The sequence below is a fragment of the Microbulbifer maximicatervae (SeqCode) genome, assembly GCF_052467825.1.
Genome location: NZ_CP174327.1, coordinates 1,792,768 through 1,811,752, shown reverse-complemented (window position 1 = coordinate 1,811,752; position 18,985 = coordinate 1,792,768). Strand labels below are relative to the sequence as shown.

20 protein-coding genes are annotated in these 18,985 nt (G+C 51.3%); 5 read left to right on the top strand and 15 right to left on the bottom strand.

The window, feature by feature from the left end; all coding sequences use genetic code 11:
* Positions 1 to 574 precede the first annotated feature (574 nt).
* The 4 genes from ACJJII_RS08020 to epmA all read left to right on the top strand — a co-directional run bounded on the left by ACJJII_RS08020 (position 575) and on the right by epmA (position 4,174).
* Positions 575 to 1,285, top strand: a complete 711-nt coding sequence (locus ACJJII_RS08020; protein WP_444918856.1) for an iron-containing redox enzyme family protein — start codon at positions 575 to 577, stop codon at positions 1,283 to 1,285.
* A gap of 202 nt (positions 1,286 to 1,487) precedes the next feature.
* Positions 1,488 to 2,282 carry an aldolase gene (locus tag ACJJII_RS08015; RefSeq protein WP_444911975.1) on the top strand — a complete coding sequence of 265 codons (795 nt, stop codon included), beginning with the start codon at positions 1,488 to 1,490 and terminating at the stop codon, positions 2,280 to 2,282.
* A 312-nt stretch (positions 2,283 to 2,594) separates the two neighbouring features.
* Positions 2,595 to 3,167, top strand: coding sequence for an elongation factor P (gene efp / locus ACJJII_RS08010; RefSeq protein WP_108731510.1), 573 nt, complete (start codon positions 2,595 to 2,597; stop codon positions 3,165 to 3,167).
* 53 nt (positions 3,168 to 3,220) lie between these two features.
* The gene (epmA, locus tag ACJJII_RS08005; protein WP_444918855.1) at positions 3,221 to 4,174 is read left to right on the top strand and encodes an EF-P lysine aminoacylase EpmA; all 954 of its coding nucleotides are present in this window, start codon (positions 3,221 to 3,223) and stop codon (positions 4,172 to 4,174) included.
* On the opposite strand, the gene ACJJII_RS08000 is transcribed toward epmA, so the two are convergent.
* The 13 genes from ACJJII_RS08000 to ACJJII_RS07940 form a co-directional block, all read right to left on the bottom strand.
* Complete coding sequence (locus ACJJII_RS08000) at positions 4,161 to 4,973, bottom strand: GNAT family N-acetyltransferase (RefSeq protein ID WP_444918854.1); 813 nt, start codon at positions 4,971 to 4,973, stop codon at positions 4,161 to 4,163. The genes epmA and ACJJII_RS08000 overlap by 14 nt on opposite strands.
* Before the next feature lie 92 nt (positions 4,974 to 5,065).
* Complete coding sequence (gene cysE / locus ACJJII_RS07995; RefSeq protein ID WP_413664156.1) at positions 5,066 to 5,893, bottom strand: serine O-acetyltransferase; 828 nt, start codon at positions 5,891 to 5,893, stop codon at positions 5,066 to 5,068.
* Between the two features lies 1 nt (position 5,894).
* Positions 5,895 to 6,881: an SrkA family protein kinase gene (locus ACJJII_RS07990; RefSeq protein ID WP_444918853.1), complete on the bottom strand. Its 987-nt coding sequence runs from the start codon at positions 6,879 to 6,881 to the stop codon at positions 5,895 to 5,897.
* Between the two features lie 159 nt (positions 6,882 to 7,040).
* On the bottom strand, positions 7,041 to 7,511 hold the full coding sequence (locus ACJJII_RS07985; RefSeq protein ID WP_444918852.1) for an ankyrin repeat domain-containing protein: 471 nt from the start codon (positions 7,509 to 7,511) through the stop codon (positions 7,041 to 7,043).
* A 56-nt stretch (positions 7,512 to 7,567) separates the two neighbouring features.
* Positions 7,568 to 9,067, bottom strand: coding sequence for a catalase (locus tag ACJJII_RS07980; RefSeq protein ID WP_444918851.1), 1,500 nt, complete (start codon positions 9,065 to 9,067; stop codon positions 7,568 to 7,570).
* A gap of 165 nt (positions 9,068 to 9,232) precedes the next feature.
* Positions 9,233 to 9,619: a DUF6632 domain-containing protein gene (locus ACJJII_RS07975; RefSeq protein WP_444918850.1), complete on the bottom strand. Its 387-nt coding sequence runs from the start codon at positions 9,617 to 9,619 to the stop codon at positions 9,233 to 9,235.
* A gap of 25 nt (positions 9,620 to 9,644) precedes the next feature.
* Positions 9,645 to 10,022, bottom strand: a complete 378-nt coding sequence (locus tag ACJJII_RS07970; protein WP_444892625.1) for a VOC family protein — start codon at positions 10,020 to 10,022, stop codon at positions 9,645 to 9,647.
* A gap of 146 nt (positions 10,023 to 10,168) precedes the next feature.
* Positions 10,169 to 10,585, bottom strand: a complete 417-nt coding sequence (locus tag ACJJII_RS07965; protein WP_444906581.1) for a hypothetical protein — start codon at positions 10,583 to 10,585, stop codon at positions 10,169 to 10,171.
* A 197-nt stretch (positions 10,586 to 10,782) separates the two neighbouring features.
* Positions 10,783 to 12,720 carry an acetate--CoA ligase gene (gene acs, locus ACJJII_RS07960; protein ID WP_444918849.1) on the bottom strand — a complete coding sequence of 646 codons (1,938 nt, stop codon included), beginning with the start codon at positions 12,718 to 12,720 and terminating at the stop codon, positions 10,783 to 10,785.
* Between the two features lie 216 nt (positions 12,721 to 12,936).
* Entirely contained in the window at positions 12,937 to 13,302 is a 366-nt protein-coding gene (locus ACJJII_RS07955) for a cupin domain-containing protein (protein ID WP_444914935.1), read from the bottom strand.
* 40 nt (positions 13,303 to 13,342) lie between these two features.
* Positions 13,343 to 13,717: a 2-thiouracil desulfurase family protein gene (locus tag ACJJII_RS07950; RefSeq protein ID WP_444918848.1), complete on the bottom strand. Its 375-nt coding sequence runs from the start codon at positions 13,715 to 13,717 to the stop codon at positions 13,343 to 13,345.
* 56 nt (positions 13,718 to 13,773) lie between these two features.
* Positions 13,774 to 15,591 (bottom strand): Ig-like domain-containing protein, encoded by a 1,818-nt coding sequence (locus ACJJII_RS07945; protein ID WP_444918847.1) that lies wholly within the window; start codon positions 15,589 to 15,591, stop codon positions 13,774 to 13,776.
* A 265-nt stretch (positions 15,592 to 15,856) separates the two neighbouring features.
* Positions 15,857 to 16,351, bottom strand: a complete 495-nt coding sequence (locus ACJJII_RS07940; protein ID WP_444918846.1) for a 2-thiouracil desulfurase family protein — start codon at positions 16,349 to 16,351, stop codon at positions 15,857 to 15,859.
* Positions 16,352 to 16,529: 178 nt separating this feature from the next.
* On the opposite strand from ACJJII_RS07940, the gene ACJJII_RS07935 reads away from it, so the two are divergent.
* Entirely contained in the window at positions 16,530 to 17,447 is a 918-nt protein-coding gene (locus ACJJII_RS07935) for a polysaccharide deacetylase family protein (protein ID WP_444918845.1), read from the top strand.
* A 44-nt stretch (positions 17,448 to 17,491) separates the two neighbouring features.
* On the opposite strand, the gene panD is transcribed toward ACJJII_RS07935, so the two are convergent.
* Both panD and panC read right to left on the bottom strand, forming a co-directional pair.
* Positions 17,492 to 17,878, bottom strand: coding sequence for an aspartate 1-decarboxylase (gene panD, locus ACJJII_RS07930; RefSeq protein ID WP_413664143.1), 387 nt, complete (start codon positions 17,876 to 17,878; stop codon positions 17,492 to 17,494).
* Positions 17,879 to 17,891: 13 nt separating this feature from the next.
* Positions 17,892 to 18,740, bottom strand: a complete 849-nt coding sequence (panC, locus tag ACJJII_RS07925) for a pantoate--beta-alanine ligase (RefSeq protein WP_413664142.1) — start codon at positions 18,738 to 18,740, stop codon at positions 17,892 to 17,894.
* Positions 18,741 to 18,985: the final 245 nt, after the last annotated feature.

Genomic DNA, 18,985 nt, shown 5'->3' with positions numbered 1-18,985 from the left:
CGCCCTTCGGGGCTTGCAGAGCGATTCACACTCCGCGTTGCGACTTCTTGAAAGGTCTAGACATTCCTGCGAAGCCGCACCTTGATTGTGAATCGCTCTGCATGCCAGAGGTATCATGGAATTATTCATAGGCTCCTTAACTCTTCTTTACCCGAATTTAGGAATAGACTCATTATCGGCGAAGCAAGTATTCACTCTACCTACCAATAAAAACCCTTACCCCACAAAACACTCCACTGCAACAAAGAAAATCTACACAGTCGACATTTCCACAGTGAATTCAGGGAGCAAAAAACATTTTCCTTGAGAAATTCGGCAAGGATAAAGCAAAGCAAAAATTATTTATTAATAAAATTTTTATCACTAGAAGAAACATCCTCCAAAAACCATCAACAAATATCAAAAAATTCATAATTCCCTTATTCACAATAGGGATAATTCGGTGTTAATTTAAACGCCGGCAAAGAAAAACCATTTTGCCGACCCCGCCAAAGGCGGGCACTATCAAGAAATAAATAAAACACCTAAAAGGTGTTCAAACAGTAAGTTTAGAATTACAAAAAGGAATTACCCAATGGAAATGCAGCTTGAATTGCTTGAAGCCAATAAAGACCTACTGATTGAGCAAACTCGCGCACATCCTTTCTTGAAGCGTTGCCGTGAAGGCTCCATTACGCTGGACGAATTAAAAATATTTTTGGTTCAACAAGGTATTTACAGTGGATTCTTTGTTAGATATCTCTGTGCAATGATGGCAAACCTTCCGAGTAACCACGAAGTCCTGGAGCTTGCCGAAAATCTAATGGAAGAGCTGGGCCTGGAACCAGACAGCCCCAAACCCCACGCAGAAATCTATCGCGAAACCCTCGAGCATTTTGGTTTGACCCTGGAAAACGCAGAAGTTTTACCAGGCACTCAGCACCTGATCGATACCATGTTCAAAAACTGCCGGGACCTCAGGGCCAGTGCAGGATTGGGCGCCCTATGCCTGGGAGCCGAAGCCCTGGTACCCGATTTATATACAGATATTGTTGCCGGATTCCGCTCTTGCGGCGTAACCGATGCAGAAATGCAATTTTTCCTGCTGCATATTGAATGTGATGACGGCCATGCAGAAACCATTCGCGATATTATGGTAGATATCGGCTCCAAGGATCCCAGCCAACTGGACATAATGCTTGAAGCCGGGCGCCACCTTGTAGAGGCCCGCTTACAATTCTTCGATTCTATTGAAACCGCCTACCACTCCACTAAACATAAAAAAGCTGAAGCTGTTACAGCTTAATGAGCAAGCACTTATCAACCCACTCACAGGTGTTGTTGGAGAAAGCACGGGCATAGGGAAATGCCACAAACATAAATTCGACAGAGATCGAATCATTTTGAGTTAGGTTTTTAAAAATTATTCTGCGATAAGAAAATAAAAAAGGAAAATTTATTAAATATCGCAGAATTAATATGACTTGCTGTGAGAATTGGAGATAACAATGGCTGAAACACTATCACTGGCAAAAAACGAACTGGTTGAACGAGCCAGTGAAGCAATGAAACAGCACCTCAGCACCCCCGAGTGGTCTCTGAGAGAAAAGCTTGCGCTGACTTGCCGAATTTTATTTAACGATGGCCACGACTCCGGCCTGGCTGGGCAAATTACCGCCCGCGCGGAAAAGCCCGGTACTTATTACACCCAACGCCTGGGCCTCGGCTTCGATGAAATTACCTCATCCAACTTATTGGAGGTCAACGAAGACCTCGAAGTACTGTCCGGAGAGGGCATGGCCAATCCGGCCAATCGCTTTCACTCCTGGATCTACCGGGCGCGCCCCGATGTGAACTGCATCGTGCATACCCACCCCATGCACGTATGTGCACTTTCCATGCTGGAGCGCCCGCTAAAGATTTCCCATATGGACGCCTGCATGTTGTATGAGGATATTGCCTTCCTCAAAGACTGGCCGGGTGTACCCGTGGGTAACAGCGAGGGCGAGCTGATTTCCGCCGCTATTGGGGACAAGCGCGCAATCCTACTGGGACACCACGGCCTGATTATGGCCTGTCGCTCTGTTGAGGAAGCCTGTGTAATGGCGGTTCAGTGTGAGCGCGCTGCCAAACTGCAAATACTGGCTGAATCCGCCGGCACCATCCAGGATATTGATCCCGAACTGGGCCGCGAAGCCCACGACTGGATCCTCCAGGAAAAACGCACGCAAGCGACTTTTGCTTACTTTGTGCGCCGCATGCAGAGAAAAGGTTATGGCGGCGGGGACGACCCATTAAGTTAAGTGCTTTTGTGCAATGGGCTAAAGCCCATTGCACTGCCGGCTGCCCCAATAATTGCAGCTTGGCTATAACAACCGGAACGCCTCCCCTCCATTTCTCTCTGGTATTCGTTCAAGCTCCCACCCTCCTGTATAATCCCGCTCCATCATGCAGGGCTGGCGGTGAAGTCTCTTTTCCCCAGCCAGACGAGTTACCTGCGGCTACCATTTGTGGCGGAAGCGGAGGGCGTTAGCCCGGCCTTGGCCGGAATCGGCTAGAAACAAAAAACTCGTTAAAAATCATATAGATAAATGACTTAAAGGGCTCTATTTGCTATGGCTAGTTACTCCACTAACGAATTCAAGGGCGGCCTCAAGGTGATGCTGGACGGCGACCCCTGCTCAATCGTGGAAAACGAATTCGTCAAACCTGGTAAGGGCCAGGCGTTCAACCGCGTGAAGCTTCGCAACCTGAAAACCGGTCGCGTATGGGAGCGCACCTTCCGCTCCGGTGAAAGCCTGGAAGCGGCGGATGTGATGGATCGCGAAATGGAATACTTGTACAACGATGGCGAGTTTTACCATTTCATGGAGCCCGAGACTTTTGAGCAGCACCAAGCCAGCAGCGATGCTGTGGGCGATGCTTCAAAATGGCTCAAAGAGCAGGATATCTGCACTGTAACCCTGTACAACGGCTCTCCGCTGGCAGTTACTCCGCCCAACCACGTTATCCTGGAAATTACCGATACCGATCCGGGCCTGCGCGGAGACACCGCCCAGGGCGGCACCAAGCCGGCCACTTTGGCTACCGGCGCCGTTGTGAAGGTTCCTCTGTTCCTGGAAATCGGTGAAACCATCAAGGTAGACACCCGCACCGCCGAATACCTGGGCCGTGCCAAGGAAGACTAAGTACCTCCTCCCCTCGAGCGGCCTACGGCCGCTCGTCTCCAGAGCTACCCCCCATGAGCACAGATACCTGGCGCCCCACCGCCACTATTGCAGCCCTGCGCCAACGCGCTGCACTACTCGCTGAAATACGCACATTTTTTGCTGAGCGAAATGTTGTAGAGGCCGAAGTTCCGGTGCTATCCCAGCGCGCCACCAGCGACCCCCATATCGAGTCCATCACCACAGAGTGCCGGGGCAAAAACGCCTACCTGGCCACCAGCCCTGAATTTGGTTTAAAGCGTTTACTCGCCGCAGGACTCGGAGATTGCTACTACTTGGGCAAGGCTTTTCGCCAGGGCGAATCCGGCGGTCGACACAACCCCGAGTTCACCATGTTGGAGTGGTACCGCTGCGGTTGGGACGATCACCAACTGATGGAGGAGGTCGCCAAGCTGCTCTGCGGTATTTTGGCGACGGACCAGGTCCAGTCCCTCAGTTACCGGGAATTGTTTTTACAAGAGCTGCAACTGGACCCCCACAGTGCCAGCGAAGCCGAGCTGATTTCCTGCGTTAAACGGGAAATGGAATTGTCTTTTGTGCCCCGTGAACGCAGTGAGTGCCTGGACCTGCTGATGAGCCACCGCCTGGAAGCCACCATGAGTGAGGGCATCACCCTGCTCTACGACTTCCCCGCAGAGCAAGCGGCTCTGGCAAAAGTAGTGGAGGACGAACAGGGGACGTCCGTCGCCAGGCGCTTCGAAGCCTATGTGGGTGGATTGGAACTGGCCAATGGCTATTGGGAGCTGACCGACAGCGCGGAACAGCAGCGCCGCTTTGAAAAGGATCTGGAATACCGCCGTGCTAACCAGCGCCCTGTACACCCCTTTGAAGAACGTCTGGTTGCGGCCCTGGATCAAGGCATGCCCGAGTGCGCAGGGGTCGCGCTGGGAGTCGACCGACTGCTGATGTTAAAAACCGGTTACCAATCGATTGATGAAGTTATCGCCTTCCCTTTCAGTCGGGCTTAGCGGCTGCCGGCGCCGGAGTGTATTGATAGCGGGCAACCTCGCCAACTGCAAAAAAGCCACTATCGAGCAGTAGCTGCTGACGATCCGCCGGCACTAAAGCTACAAGATTTTTATGGTGGCTACCCTGGGCAGCGGTTAGCAGATGCTTGAACAGGGCCCGACCAATCCCGCGACCCCGGTAACCCGGAAGTGTCACCAGGTCATAGAGCCCCAATGCATCCGCTGCCGCAAACAGGCAACCGGCGGCCACCGGCACACCATCCAGCTTAGCGAGAAATAATTTCAGTCGCCCGCGTCGCTGCTCGGGGATTTCCTGCAGGCCCTGATAGAAGTGCGCCAACTGCGCCCCCTCCTGCTCCCCTGCCGCCGCTGCCTGCACCGCGCCGTAATCAGGCAAGGCCTCTTTTTTCACCGCACTGATAGCTAACTGTTCCACTACCGGAACCTCGGCAGCGCTGAGTCGGGGTATCTCGGCGGCCATAGCTACCAGGGACTGGCGCCGCTTTAGCCCAAGCTCATCCAAAGCGTCATTGTCCAGGGGTTTGGAGGCACTGTGCCAAAGGGTGAAGGGGCTGTGCCGCTCGGCAAAATAGTCCAGCGCAAAACGCTGAATAATGCGCGGCGGCATTACCATATTGGAAATCACCTGATTGAGCCCAATGGAAGGCAGGCCGCTATCACTGCGGACAATACCCGTAATTTCCTTGGTGCAATCGGGAGTTACCAGGCTCGCGCGGTAATCCGCATAAGCCTCCAAATTTCGGCAGGTAAGATTTTTAGCGCTGAGACTATATTTCATGGGTCAAAGGATAGTGCCAAGAACAGTGCCGTTGCATCATTTCCCCAGTGATCCCAGCCCCGCAGCCGGTGTTCGCTACGGGGCGACAAGCCTTACTTCTGTACTTGCGACAGGGCACACTGATCCATGGATAATGCCGGTTCAGCACAGGTGGCGGCCCCGACAACTTTTGCCGGCACTCCAGCCACTAACACCTTTGCCGGTACCGTTTTAAGAACCACACTTCCGGAAGCAATCTGGGCGCACTCGCCAATTTCAATATTGCCCAGCACCTTGCTGCCCGCACCGATTAAAACCCCATGGCGGATTTTCGGGTGGCGGTCCCCGCTCTCTTTGCCAGTGCCGCCCAGTGTAACGGACTGCATGATGGAAACATTGTTTTCCACTACAGCCGTTTCACCTATAACGATACCGGTCGCGTGATCCAGCAATATACCGTCACCCATACGCGCAGCCGGGTGGATATCCACACTGAATACGACAGAGACACGGTGCTGTAAGAACATAGCCAGGGAGCGGCGCTGCTGCTGCCACAGCCAGTGGGCCACACGGTGAACCTGCAAGGCGTGAAAGCCCTTAAAGTACAGGAAGGGCTCGTGCAGGGAGTGGCAGGCGGAATCCCGCAGGTAAATTGCGTTCAAATCCGCTCGCGCCGCATGCCCTATGGAGGGGTCAGCTTGTAGCGCCTCATCGATAACCTCGCGAATTAACAGCGCCGGTGCCACCGCATTGTCCAGCTTGTTGGCCAGGTGAAAGCTGAGCGCCGCCTCCAGGGAATTGTGGTTCAGGATGGTCGCGTGTAGAAAGCTGGCCAGGATCGGCTCCCGCTCTACCTGCTGCGCCACCTCTATACGAATCTTCTCCCAGATCAGATCCGCCTCGGCCTCGGTGCATGTCGCATCCATTATTGCTTTCTCCATGTTACACAGCCCCCAGGGTCAACGGGGGTTCTAGCAGTGCCGACTGCTGCTCGCGCAATGCCAGTATATGCTCTGCCCAGTAACGGGCAGTATTAAACCAGGGAAACGCCTGGGGAAAAGCCGGGTCCTGCCAGCGTCGCGCCAACCAGGCGGCGTGGTGCATCTGCCGCAGGCAGCGCAGAGGCTCCACCAGCTGCAACTGCTGGGGATCAAAACTATAGAAGGTTTCATAGCCTTCCAACACTGCATCCAGGTAAGCGGTTTGCTCTGCGCGATTGCCGGAAATCAACATCCAGATATCCTGGATCGCCGGCCCCATCAGGCAGTCGTCCAAGTCCACAAACCAGGGAGTCTCATCCCGCCACAGGAAGTTGCCACTGTGACAATCACCGTGCAAGCGCAGCATATCCCAGTCCCGCTCAAACAGCGGGGCTATCTGTTCGATAATGTGGCCCGTGACGGAAGCGTAGGCCTCGCGGTTCTCACGTGGCAGGAAATCTCCATTCAGGATAAATTCCCGGCTATCAATTGCGAATCGCTGCAAAGTGAGGGATGGGCGATAGCTGAAAGGTTTGGCGCTGCCGGCCGCATGAATGCGACCCAACATGGTCCCCACCTGCTCCAGGTGATCAAAGTTATCCAGCTCCAACTGGCGACCGCCCCGTCGGGGGAAAAGCGCAAAACGGAATCCAGCGGACTCCATCAGGGTGCGCCCATCAAACTGTATCGGTGCCACCACAGGAATTTCGGCCTCTGCCAGCTCCAGAGTGAACTGGTGCTCCTCCATTATCTGCTCATCACTCCAGCGCCCCGGGCGATAGAACTTGGCAATCAACGGCTCGGCATCCTCAATACCCACCTGATAGACGCGGTTTTCATAACTGTTTAGAGGGAAAATACGCGCATCAGAAATCAGTCCGGTAGTCTCGACACAGTCGATCACCACGTCCGGCGTGAGGGCTTCATAGGGATGATGATTCGAAGTCATAGTGGGTACCAACTGGATTGCAGCTGGCTATGCTAACGCGGTCGCGGGGGCGGGGACAAACTGAGAAATGTGCCGCAAGCTAAAGCAGCCAACTCAAGGGGATTTCACGCAGGATAGGAGCGGTGACACCATCCAATGCCAACCGCACAAAAAACTGTCTTAGTCGCCATCTGCCCGCTGTTGCTCCAATAGTCGAACCATCTGGTCACGACCAAAGACTTCGGCAAAATCCTCTGCGGAGTGGCCGGCCTTATTCACCTGTTGCGAATCGCAATCCTGCTTTAGCAGGGTTCGTGCAAGGGCAAACTCACCGCGAAAAATCGCTGCCATCAGCGCAGTATTGCCACGGCGATCCTGGGCACAGGCATCTGCACCTCTCTGCAACAGGTAATCCACAGCTTCCCCGTTGCCGTTGTAAGTGGCAATCATCAGTGCGGTGTAACCTTTCGGGTTGCGGACATCCAGGGGAAAACCCGCTTGCGAAAATTCACGCAGCACCTCGGTATCGCCAATCCTGGCTGCAGCAAAATAATACTGGGAGAGTTCGGTAAAATCAGATTCCGTTTTTTCCGGCTTCCCTGCCTGAACCCCCAGGGTGAGAAAGAGTAGTGCGAATAAAAATGATCTCATAATTTCACCTGTATAAATTTAGCGGGCGACAGAGGTCGCCCGCACTTGGGTAAAAATTACCGGGCCAGTTTTTTCACGCGATCCAGATTTCCACCAACTGCTTTGGTTAAGCGCTGTCCGTAGTCCTTGTCCGCTTGGTAGAAGTGACTCAGCATAATGTGCTTAGTGTTTTCATCACTCACTTTACCCAGATCACCAGCGAGGTTTTCAATCAGATTCTGACGCTCTTCAGAACTCAGGCTGCGGTAGAAAGCACCCGCCTGGGCAAAAGGCAGTTTCTTTTCAATGGCCTTTTGCTGGGTGCTGCCATTCAATGCCTTGTTGCTATAAAGACCTTTGGGGTCCTCGGTGCGCGCATCGATACGGCTCGGCTGATAGTTCACATCTGAAGTCTGTTGGCCGTAATTACCCGCCCCATCCTGGTTCCAGTTACTTACTGCAACACGGGGACGGTTGATAGGCAATTGCTGGTGGTTGGCTCCCAGACGATACATTTGCGTATCGGAGTATGAGAACACGCGACCCTGTAACAAGCGGTCTTCCGAAGGCTCAATACCCGGCACAATATTGGCTGGCGCAAATGCGGATTGCTCAGTTTCCTGGAAGAAATTTGTGGGCACACGATTGAGTGTCATGGTGCCAACTTTGGTTTCCTTCACGTCCAACCACATTTTGGTGGCGTCCAGGGGGTTGTAATTGAAGCTGCTCAGCTGTGAGGGCTTCAGTACTTTAATAAACAGATCCCACTGCGGATATTCGCCTTTTTCAATCGCGGCATACATATCGCGAGTTGCGTGGCTGAAGTCCTTGCTCTGAATTTCCGCTGCCTCTTCCGCAGTCAGGTTCTTAATGCCCTGGCGAGTTTTCCAGTGGAATTTCACATAGTTCACTTCACCCTTGTCATTGATAAATTTATAGGCGTGAACACCCCAGCCATCCATCTGGCGCAGGTTAGCCGGTGTACCGTAATCGGAATAGACCCAGCTCAGCATATGGGTGGATTCCGGCACATGGCTAAAGAAATCAAAGAAACGGTTGGGGTCCTGTTGATTAGTCACCGGGGAGGGCTTTAGGGAGTGAACCATATCCGGGAATTTAATCGCGTCGCGGATAAAAAATACCGGCAGGTTGTTACCCACTAAATCCCAGTTGCCTTCTTCCGTATAAAACTTGGTGGCAAATCCACGGGGATCGCGCAGAGTTTCCGGGGAACCTTTTGAGTGGATTACTGTTGAAAAACGCACAAACACTGGCGTTTTACTGCCGCGCTCAAACACCGCTGCGCGGGTTAAATCACTGAGGTCAGCCGTCGCAACAAATTCACCGTGAACACCAGTTCCACGAGCATGAACTACACGCTCGGGAATACGTTCACGGGCAAAACGCTGCAATTTTTGAATCAGTTGAACATCTTGCAGCAAATTACCGCCATTTTCGCCGGCGGTTTGTGCGTTTTGGTTGTCTCCGACAGGGGCGCCATTATCGCGAGTCAATGTCTCTGCATTGGCACCGCCTATCAGACCGATAGTTAATGCAAATAAGGGTAAGTATTTCATGGGATTATTTATCTCTACTGCCATCTCTATTACAGGAGTAGAGCTTATAGGGGAGAACAATAAGCGGGAAATTAGACCTTGTTATCGCTCTTATAGCAGGGATCAATAACGGTGAGTCAGAAAGAGCTATTCAGATTTTTTAGCAAGTCAAAATAAAGTAAATGCTCAATCAGATTTTTTTCGCCTGGGCATAAGGTACCAAAGCACAGCGGCAATCAAAAAAAGTGCGGGAATATCTCCCATCAAATTGATTCGCTCTGTTTTATCCACCAATGCCTGCACCAACATAATGACGGCGTGTACAAGGCTAGACCATATAGTGAACCAAATTAAACTGGCATTTGCGGCGGGATTTTTTGCAGCACGTATTAAAAACACCCCCAAGGTAACATAAATACCGATAATCATTTGCTCGTATTCTGGCTGCCGCGGAGTCCAGCCCCATCCTTCCGGCCAAATCCACATCATCATCGGGTAAATCGCCAGAATAAAAAGCACTCCTACAACGACCAGCGCTATTGGCAGGTATTTTGCTCGAGTTACCTCGTTCATAAATTACTCCCAAATCTCAATCGACTTATTCCTGTAAGTCCCCTGGTAAATGACACACCACTTCCAGGTTATGTCCATCGGGATCAAGTACGTAGGCGGCGTAATAATCCGGGTGATATTGTTCGTAGACAGCCGGTGCGCCATTGTCTTTACCCCCGGCCTCCAGGGCCAAGCGATAGAACTCCCTGACCACCTGCCGCTCTTCAGCGCGAAAGGCGATATGCAATTGTGGAGTGGTGCTGGTCCCTCCACGAATCCAGAGTTCCGCTTTATCTGCCCAGCCAAAGCCCGCCCAATCCTCAAACTCCATCACTAACTGGTATCCCAGCGGCATCAGCGCCTGCTGATAGAAGTCCTTACTGCGTTCATAGCTGTGCACATAAAGGCGAATATGATCAAGCATCGTATAAACCTCGGGAGGGAAGCGGATACTTCTGCAAGATAGCCTAGAGAGGCCGGCAGCGCCGACTTTTAAACGTGCGAGACAAAGAGGAGGTTGTGGCGGGTGGTTCACATCTTACAATCATACCCGCCACTGCAAGGTTGGGATTAGGGGGAGATATACCAGTGATAAATACCGTAAGAAGCGACGCCCAGACCAAAGAACAGCTGCCCCACCAACAAAACCCTGAAAGCGAAAGTGTAACGGGCCAAGTCACCTCGGCGAATGGCATCGTTGGAAAAAATTCTCGCTTCCTCCGGGAATCCCATTTCCAGGGTTTTCAGTGCCGGAACTGCAAGCTTGAGAAGCTGGCGGCTGCGAATGTCCATCAGCCAAAATACAGTGACCAGTATGACCACAAACCCTCCCAGCAACGCCAGGATTAGAGGGTGGAAGTCTTTCTCCATGGCAGTGAAAATTCCGCCCTCAACAAACATGGTTAACACAACAAAAAAATTAAAAACCTTGAGGCGCTGATCGGCGGCGAAGCGGTAGTGATCGCAGAGGTACTGTCCCTGTTCCAAACGGAATCTCCTTAACTGTAAATACCCTTAAAACAATATCCGGAGTTAGAGGGTTACTAACTGTGCAAAGCAGCAGGCATTTACTTGTCTATTTAGCTGAAAATGGCGCAAAAATCGGGGAGGAATTTAACCTCTTGCCCCAATGAAAAGGCCGGGCTATGCCCGGCCAATAAAACCTTCACGCGCCACACCTATGGTCAGCGATTTTCGCGGTGATCAATCAATGCGTCAACCATAGTGGGATCGGCAAGAGTGGAAACGTCTCCCAGATTGTCCAGCTCATTGCAGGCAATCTTCCTCAGGATACGCCGCATGATTTTGCCGGAACGGGTTTTTGGCAGTGCAGGCGCCCATTGGATAAAGTCAGGCTTGGCAATTGGCCCTATCTCCTTGCGGCAGAGCTCAATTAATTCAGTCTTCAGCTCATCACTGGGCTTATGGCCGGATTTAAGCATCACAAAGGCATAGATTCCCTGCCCTTTGATATCGTGGGGATAACCTACCACCGCCGCCTCCGCCGTATCATTGTGCAGTACCAGAGCGCTCTCAATTTCCGCTGTTCCCAGGCGGTGTCCAGAGACATTTAACACATCGTCAATACGCCCAGTAATCCAGTAATAACCGTCACTATCTCGACGGGCGCCATCGCCGGTAAAGTAATAACCGGGGAATGCGGAAAAATAAGTATCCAGCATTCTCTGGCGATTGCCATACACATCCCGAATCATGGAGGGCCAGCTCTTCTTAATCACCAGAGAGCCCTCGCCCTCCCCTTCAATCTCCCGACCTTCACTATCCAGCAGCGCGGGCTGGACGCCAAAGAAGGGCCGGGTTGCCGACCCGGGTTTCAGAGCCATGGCACCGGGCAGTGGCGTGATCATCTGCGCACCGGTTTCAGTCTGCCACCAGGTGTCCACAATCGGGCAGCGCTCATCGCCCACTACGCTGTAATACCACTCCCAGGCTTCCGGGTTTATCGGCTCACCCACGGTGCCTAAAAGTCGCAGGGAGCTGCGCTCGGTGGCTTTTACAAACTCGTCACCCGCTCCCATCAACGCACGAATCGCTGTCGGCGCGGTGTAGAAAATATTGACCTGATGCTTATCCACAACCTGCCAGAAGCGTGAGGCATCCGGGAAAGTGGGCACGCCCTCAAACATCAGACTGGTGGCCCCAGCGCACAGGGGTCCATAGACGATATAGCTGTGTCCAGTGATCCAACCCACATCGGCAGTACACCAGAAAATCTCTCCCTCGCGATAATCAAAGGTATATTTGAAGGTCATGGTGGCCATCAGCAGATAGCCGGCAGTGGTATGCAGGACCCCTTTGGGTTTACCGGTAGAGCCCGAGGTATAAAGGATAAACAGCGGGTCCTCCGCTCCCATCACTTCAGGCGCGCAGTCCGGCTCCATCTCACCTATGGATTCGCCATAGCAGATATCACGCTTGCTATCCCAGTCTACTGGTGTGCCCGTGTGTTTAACCACAATGGCCGTATGCACATTAGGGCAGTCCACCAGCGCTTTATCCACATTGGCTTTAAGCGGTACTCGCTTACCGCCGCGAACCGCTTCATCAGCAGTAATCACCAGGCGACAATCGGAATCGAGAATACGGTCTTTCAGGGACACCGGGGAGAAACCACCAAATACTACCGAGTGCACAGCGCCGATACGGGCACAGGCGAGCATCGCATAAGCCGCCTCGGGGATCATCGGCATATAAATACACACCCGATCCCCCTTTTTAACTCCCCGGGATTTCAGCAGATTGGCCAAGCGACACACATTTTCGTACAGGCTCTGATAACTGATCGCCTTACTGTCAGCGGGATTATCTCCCTCCCACAGAATTGCGGTCTGCTCGCCACGGCTGGCCAGGTGCCGATCGATACAGTTCACGGTCACATTCAACTGGCCATCGGAGAACCAGGCGGTATGGCCTTTGTGCAGATCCTCCTCAAGAACCTGAGTGAACGGCTTGTCCCACTGCAAAAAGTCCTTGGCCTGTTGTGCCCAAAACGCCTCTGGGCTCTCTACCGACTGGCGGTACATTGTCTCGTAGTCTTCGGCGCTAATAAGCGCATTGGCAGCAAAACCGGGGGAGACTGGGCGGGTATGCACTTCAGACATCATCTTCTCCTTTATTATTAGCGCGGCATGGCTAGCCTAGAGAAATCTGAGTTTATTAGAGCTTTATTCTTGTCACTTTATAACATAGCCGCTGCGAAACAGTCCCCTCATCTCAAAATTTGGCATGGGCCGAGGACAATCCAACGCAGGCCCTGAAAGGTGCAAGTTAATCAGACAAGCAAACAGTAAAAGAAAGTTGATTAACAGCTCAATCACTTAGATCCAGACATCATTTTTCGCAGTTAGATCTCCACCGGCATCGCCCGTATTAACGACCCCTTTAGGCTCAATCAATAGTACTTCACATTCCTGTTCAGCTCTGGGTTTATGCTCCACACCCTTTGGTACTACCGTCATCTCACCAGGTCCAAGGGATATGACACTATCGCGAAACTCGATCTGCATATGCCCGGAAATTACAACAAACACCTCATCGGTATCGGGATGATCATGCCAGGTAAATTCACCCTGGATCTTAACCAATTTAAACTGGTAATCGTTCATCTCGGCAATCACTTTAGGGGACCAGTGCTCCGAGAACAGGTTCAATTTTTCTTTAAAATTGATAACTTTAGAATTCACTTTTATACCTACCTTTAATATGACTATATATCTGGAAAGCTTAGTTATCTCTGGATACTTCCAAAAGCTTCCTAAGCCTGCCCACAATATTCTGGTTAAATACCTGTATACCCTCCCTCCTCAGTAGTGCAGACACAACGCCAGAACCAACTATTTTCGCACCAGAAAAACTACCATCGTAAATATAATCACTACCACATGATGGGCTATTTTCCGTAAGTACTGCGTATTTAATATTGTGCTGCAGACATAGCTGTAATGCCCGTTTAGCTCCCCGTATAAATTGCTCAGTTAAGTCTTCTTTATTTATCCCTAAAACTTTGGCTGAGCCAGCTAAAACCTCTGCACCTCTACCGCCGCTAATCTCAGCCGGAACCCTGGGAACAGGCAGTCCGGCTGCAACCTCAGAAAACAAATCAACTTAAGTTTGCCTGTACCGGGTTACCAGCCCGGTACATTTAACAGAGAAAACTAGCGAGATTGGAAAATAAGAAAGCGGTTATTACCCGAGTCGTTGATAATCAACTTATCTTCATAAGCGGTAATACCGTCGGGCCATTTCAGCGTAGCAGCACTTGGCAACTCCCCCTCGTCAGTAACGCCATTTTGGTTGCTGTCGTTGAAGGCACTGCGATCAAAATCTCCCTGCCCCAAGACAATATCTGCTGGAACGAAATTTTCCTGTGGCCACTGGTTCCAGATCAACACTCGGTTATTACCACTGTCCGCCACAAATAACTGAATGCCATTCGACCAGATACCCCGTTCGAATAAACTCAGGGTTTGTCGACTCGGGGGCTGACTTTCATCACTGACAAAATCTGCTTGCCCCAAAACTATATCCGCCGGAGCAAAGCTACTAGTAGGCATTGAGTTCCACAGAAGTACCCGGTTATTTTCCGAGTCGGTGATAGCTAACTTTTCTCCATCGCTCCACACATCTCCGGGCGTAGCCAATGTGCGAGCACTGGCCTGCATAACCGAGCCATCTTGCTCACGGTCGTTAGGGGTGCAGTTTTCCAGTGTGGATTGGCCCAGCAGCCAATCCGGTGCCGCATCTTCCATTGAGGGCAAGTCATCCCACACCACCATTCGAGCTTTAGACCACGAGGCCGCGAATACGCGTCCCTCGGCAATCATTGCACTGGAATATACGGAGCCGTTACCCTGGCAGCTGTCCTGCGGCAGTTTGGCACTAGGCAGTGCCCGACCATCTTCGGGAATAGTATCGTAAACAAAAATACTGTGGCCCCGAGTACCAAACAAGTAATTTATTAAAAGTTTTCCACTATCAAAACTTATGCTTGTGGGCCCGCCACCAAACTCTCCCCCGCTGCTATCGTCAAGACTATCTTTATTAAGCGCCGCATTGGCCGGCGCTCCATTGCTTGTGGGGACCGAATTAAAAATTAACACCCGATTATTTGTATAATCGGGTACGAACAACTTCCCCTCATCAGTAACGGCAGCGGAACCCAGGGGCCCCTCGCCAAGATTTTTTGCATTGATGGCGGTCAAAGTACTGGAAAAATCATCCTGGCCTATCACGACCTGCGCACTGTCAAAATTCTCAAAGTACAATGGCACAGTAAAATTGTGCTGTTCAGCGGGGAGATCCAGGCCAGCGGGGTCTTTGGCTTCAAGGTGCAGGCTGCGATTCTCCCCGGACAGCCAGCGGCTCTTGGGAGCTATCACCAAGGTATCGTCATTAAAGCGCGACTGGGACCAGGTCAAAGTGTATTCATCATTCAGCAACAAACCGCTAATTTGCAGGCTGTCGCGATCCATCGACTCAGAAAACTGTACCGTGATTGCGCCATCCTTCTCCAAACGCTCCTGTGCTGGGGATACACTGACTACGGAAGGGGCAATTTCATCCACGGTATAGTGAGCATCAACCTCTGCCATCTGGTTGCCAGCCGCATCCTGCGCGGCAATTGTCAGGGAGAGTTCTAGTCCCTTTGCCCACTCCGCTATCGGGGTTAAGATCAGGGTGTCCTGATCGACTTGAGAGAGCTCTCCCATTTCCTGCATGGCGCCACTTAAGGACACATCCTCCAATGCCACCGCTTCGCTAAAATCCAGCCGTAGGGTGTCGGTTGCTGCAATAGAGGCCCCGCTGGCGGGAGTCAGTGTCAGGCTCGGCGGAGTGGTATCCACAAGCGCAGGATCTTCACCACCACCGCTGCCACCGCTGCCACCGCTGCAGCCATAAAACGCGGAACTGATCGCCAGTACCAATGCGGCTTTGATAAACTTGCTATCGGCTTTAAAAAACTTGCCTTCCACCACTGCCTCCTGCAGCCATTTAAATAGCCAACAGGGTATTCAGTCTTACCTGTTTATTGCCACAGCAGTCACTGCCAATCTGGACCCTAAAAATGACAAAACCTAACAGGCTGGGTGCTGCGTCACAAAAGGATAATTTTCAGGGACACTGCGCTAATCGTACCGACATCTGGCAGCCACCGGCTTCGCCGGTATTAATCAACCTACAGGGCCTAACTATGACCAATGCCCTTTTTGCCGATCTAATTTTATTAATGCTAACAACTTAGTTAGCTCTGGATGCACTTATCAATTCTCTAAGTTGCCCAACAGTATGTTGACTAAAAACTATTATTCCCGCCCGTTGAAGAAGGGCAGATACAACACCAGAACCCATTATTTTTGTTCCTGAAAAACTGCCATCGTAAATATAGTTACTTCCGCAAGAGGGACTATTTTCCGTAAGCACTGCATACTGGATATTGTGTTTCCTGCATAATTCCAGAGCCAGTTTGGCCCCCAGCATAAATTGCTCAGTTAGATCTGTTCTATCACTACCTATAACCCCGGCAGTTCCATCTAACACCTCTGTTCCATTTGCGCCACAGATCTCAGCCGGCACCCTCGGAATAGGCAATCCCGCCACCACTTCCGGACACAAGGAAACAATTTCCTGAGTATCCACAAGCCACTCAAAATCATCGCTACAAGCCTCAACACTACTACCGTCATAGCGCACGGCGCAGTTCAAAAGGCAGGAACTAACAAGTATTTTGGCCATATACATCTGAAGCTATAGTGGACACAATAGGAAGCCGTACTCTACCGCAACTGAGCCTAGGCTACTGGACAACGCAGGTTATCTGACCAGTAAATTAAGACAGAAAACCTGAATAGAAGGACAACTAAATCCCAGCCTGGCGAACAGCTCGTAATTAAACTCATTAGAGTAATAAACCATGCAGCGTTCAGTCATATTATTGATAATTTACTTATTGGCAATCCCAGTCGCTAACGCCAAACAACTGGCAATTACTTTCGATGATGCCCCCCGTAAAGCCGATGGTTATTTTGATGGACCAACCCGGGCCAAAACATTAATTGAAAACATAGAAGAATATAAAGTTGGCAAAGTAGCCTTCTTTTCCAATACTCAATCCTTCGATAAGGAAGGGGTGGAGCGGATGCACCGCTACGATAGGGCTGGGCATATTATTGGCAATCACACCCATAGCCATCCCAATTTTCTGGAAACAGGGCTATCCACTTATCAAGCGGATTTTTTGCAGGCCCACCAGCTGCTTCAACAATTTGACAACTTTAAACCCTATTTTCGCTTTCCCTATCTGCGCGAGGGCGAAACTGTCGAAAAACGCGATGGTATCCGGGATCTACTACAGAAAAATAACTATCAAAACGCCTATATCACCTTAAATAACTACGACTGGTATATCGAAGAACTTTTCCAAACGGCAGTAAAAGATGGGAAAGCAGTTGATATGGAAAGACTCTCCAACTTTTATGTCGACGTTCTTATGGCGAGCATTAAGTACTACGACGATATGGCAATTAAATATCTCGGGCGCTCCCCAAAGCACGTCATACTGTTGCATGAAATGGATATTTCAGCCCTGTTTATTGGTGATCTGGCTGAACGACTGAGGAAGGAAGGCTGGGAGATAATTCCTTTAGAGGAGGCCTATCGGGACCCCATCGCCAAATACCAACTCGCCCAACCGATTAAATATAACCCTGGCAGAATTGGCGAAATCGCTCTAGCTAAAGGACAAAAGAAAAATCTCTGGCACTACACCCTGGACGAGTCCTACCTGGAAAAGAGGTTTAATCAGGAAGTGTTATTAATGTCTGATCAATAAGCGGCGGGGATGCTACAGGGCACAACGCCCTGTAGCGAAAAGAATCAGGCTTCGGCTAGCTGAACCGGAATAGTATTAGTGCTGCGCTCTACCTTGTTATTCTCATCCAGGTAGACCAGCTTGGGCTTGTGGTTATCGGCTTCGCCCTCTGTCATCTGCGCATAAGAAGCGATAATAATGCGGTCACCCACCTGCACTCTACGTGCAGCGGCGCCGTTCATGGAGATAATACCGGAACCGCGCTCGGCGAGGATCACATAGGTGTGGAAGCGCTCACCATTGCTCACATTGTAAATATCGATTTTCTCGAATTCGCGCAGGCCAGCCAGTTCTACCAGGTCCTCATCAATTGCACAGGAACCGTCATACCAGAGTTCGGCCTGAGTCACTGCGGCCATGTGCAACTTGCACTTCAACATTTCAATTTGCATAGTTGGATGCCCCTCAGAGTTTCAGGGAAACATTGTCGATCAGGCGCGCTGCACTGGTGTACATAGCTCCCAGGATCGTGATTTCTTTATCGTCATCTGCCGCTGGCTGTAAATCCTTGCTGTAACAGATGGAGAAGTAGTCAACTCGAAAGCCACTCTCTTCAATTCTCTTGCGCGCCTCTGTCTCGAGGTCGGCGAAATCCCGGCGTCCAGCCACAATTTCATCCTTAGCCCAGTTAAGTAACTGGTTGAGCACGGCAACCTTCGGTCGCTCTTCCGCAGTGATATAACCATTGCGGGAGCTCATTGCCAAGCCATCTTCCTCACGGTGCACCGGCGCCGCCACAATTTCCACCGGCATACACAGGTCTTCCACCATACGGCGGATCACTGCTAACTGCTGGAAATCCTTAATCCCGAAAATAGCCTTATCCGGCTGCACAATGTTGAAAAGCTTCGAAACTACGGTGGTGACCCCTTCAAAGTGACCCGGTCGGCTGGCGCCGCACAGGACATCGGTCATCGCCGGACAAACCACGCGGGTCTGCTGGTCCATGCCGTTGGGGTAAATCTCACTCTCATCCGGATGGAACAGGAAGTCACAGTCCGCTTCCCGCAGGCTGGCCATATCCCGCTCCATAGTGCGCGGATACTTATCCCAATCCTCATTCAAACCGAATTGCAGTCGGTTGACGAAGATGGATACCACAACTAGATCGCAGTGTTGCTGGGCGATTTTGACCAGCTCTATATGGGCATCGTGCAGATTGCCCATGGTTGGCACAAAGCCGACGGTCTTGCCGTCTTTGCGGGCCTGGGCCAGCGCCTCGCGCAGACTTGCTACGTGGTGGAAGACTTGCATCTTGCTACCGCTCACTATGAATCAGCGCGGCATCATACTCGCTGAGACCTGGTGTCTCAACATAGCAAAATTGCCGCTCTCAATAAGATTTCGCCGCAGAATCCAGCCTGTGGCCCCGCCAGACAATCTCTGCCCATACCTGAACTGCTAGTCACTATCGACGCCGTCGATTGCCGCCGAATTTTACCCCATTCAGTTCAGGAAGTGTTCAGACCCGCCAGGGCAAACTTCACGCCAAGATACAC

Bases quoted from the DNA above. Each gene is read 5' to 3' on its own strand.
- ACJJII_RS08020 (WP_444918856.1), top strand. From the start codon at position 575: ATGGAAATGCAGCTTGAATTGCTTGAAGCCAATAAAGACCTACTGATT.
- ACJJII_RS08015 (WP_444911975.1), top strand. From the start codon at position 1,488: ATGGCTGAAACACTATCACTGGCAAAAAACGAACTGGTTGAACGAGCC.
- efp (WP_108731510.1), top strand. From the start codon at position 2,595: ATGGCTAGTTACTCCACTAACGAATTCAAGGGCGGCCTCAAGGTGATG.
- epmA (WP_444918855.1), top strand. From the start codon at position 3,221: ATGAGCACAGATACCTGGCGCCCCACCGCCACTATTGCAGCCCTGCGC.
- ACJJII_RS08000 (WP_444918854.1), bottom strand. From the start codon at position 4,973: ATGAAATATAGTCTCAGCGCTAAAAATCTTACCTGCCGAAATTTGGAG.
- cysE (WP_413664156.1), bottom strand. From the start codon at position 5,893: ATGGAGAAAGCAATAATGGATGCGACATGCACCGAGGCCGAGGCGGAT.
- ACJJII_RS07990 (WP_444918853.1), bottom strand. From the start codon at position 6,881: ATGACTTCGAATCATCATCCCTATGAAGCCCTCACGCCGGACGTGGTG.
- ACJJII_RS07985 (WP_444918852.1), bottom strand. From the start codon at position 7,511: ATGAGATCATTTTTATTCGCACTACTCTTTCTCACCCTGGGGGTTCAG.
- ACJJII_RS07980 (WP_444918851.1), bottom strand. From the start codon at position 9,067: ATGAAATACTTACCCTTATTTGCATTAACTATCGGTCTGATAGGCGGT.
- ACJJII_RS07975 (WP_444918850.1), bottom strand. From the start codon at position 9,619: ATGAACGAGGTAACTCGAGCAAAATACCTGCCAATAGCGCTGGTCGTT.
- ACJJII_RS07970 (WP_444892625.1), bottom strand. From the start codon at position 10,022: ATGCTTGATCATATTCGCCTTTATGTGCACAGCTATGAACGCAGTAAG.
- acs (WP_444918849.1), bottom strand. From the start codon at position 12,720: ATGTCTGAAGTGCATACCCGCCCAGTCTCCCCCGGTTTTGCTGCCAAT.
- ACJJII_RS07940 (WP_444918846.1), bottom strand. From the start codon at position 16,351: ATGGCCAAAATACTTGTTAGTTCCTGCCTTTTGAACTGCGCCGTGCGC.
- ACJJII_RS07935 (WP_444918845.1), top strand. From the start codon at position 16,530: ATGCAGCGTTCAGTCATATTATTGATAATTTACTTATTGGCAATCCCA.
- panD (WP_413664143.1), bottom strand. From the start codon at position 17,878: ATGCAAATTGAAATGTTGAAGTGCAAGTTGCACATGGCCGCAGTGACT.
- panC (WP_413664142.1), bottom strand. From the start codon at position 18,740: ATGCAAGTCTTCCACCACGTAGCAAGTCTGCGCGAGGCGCTGGCCCAG.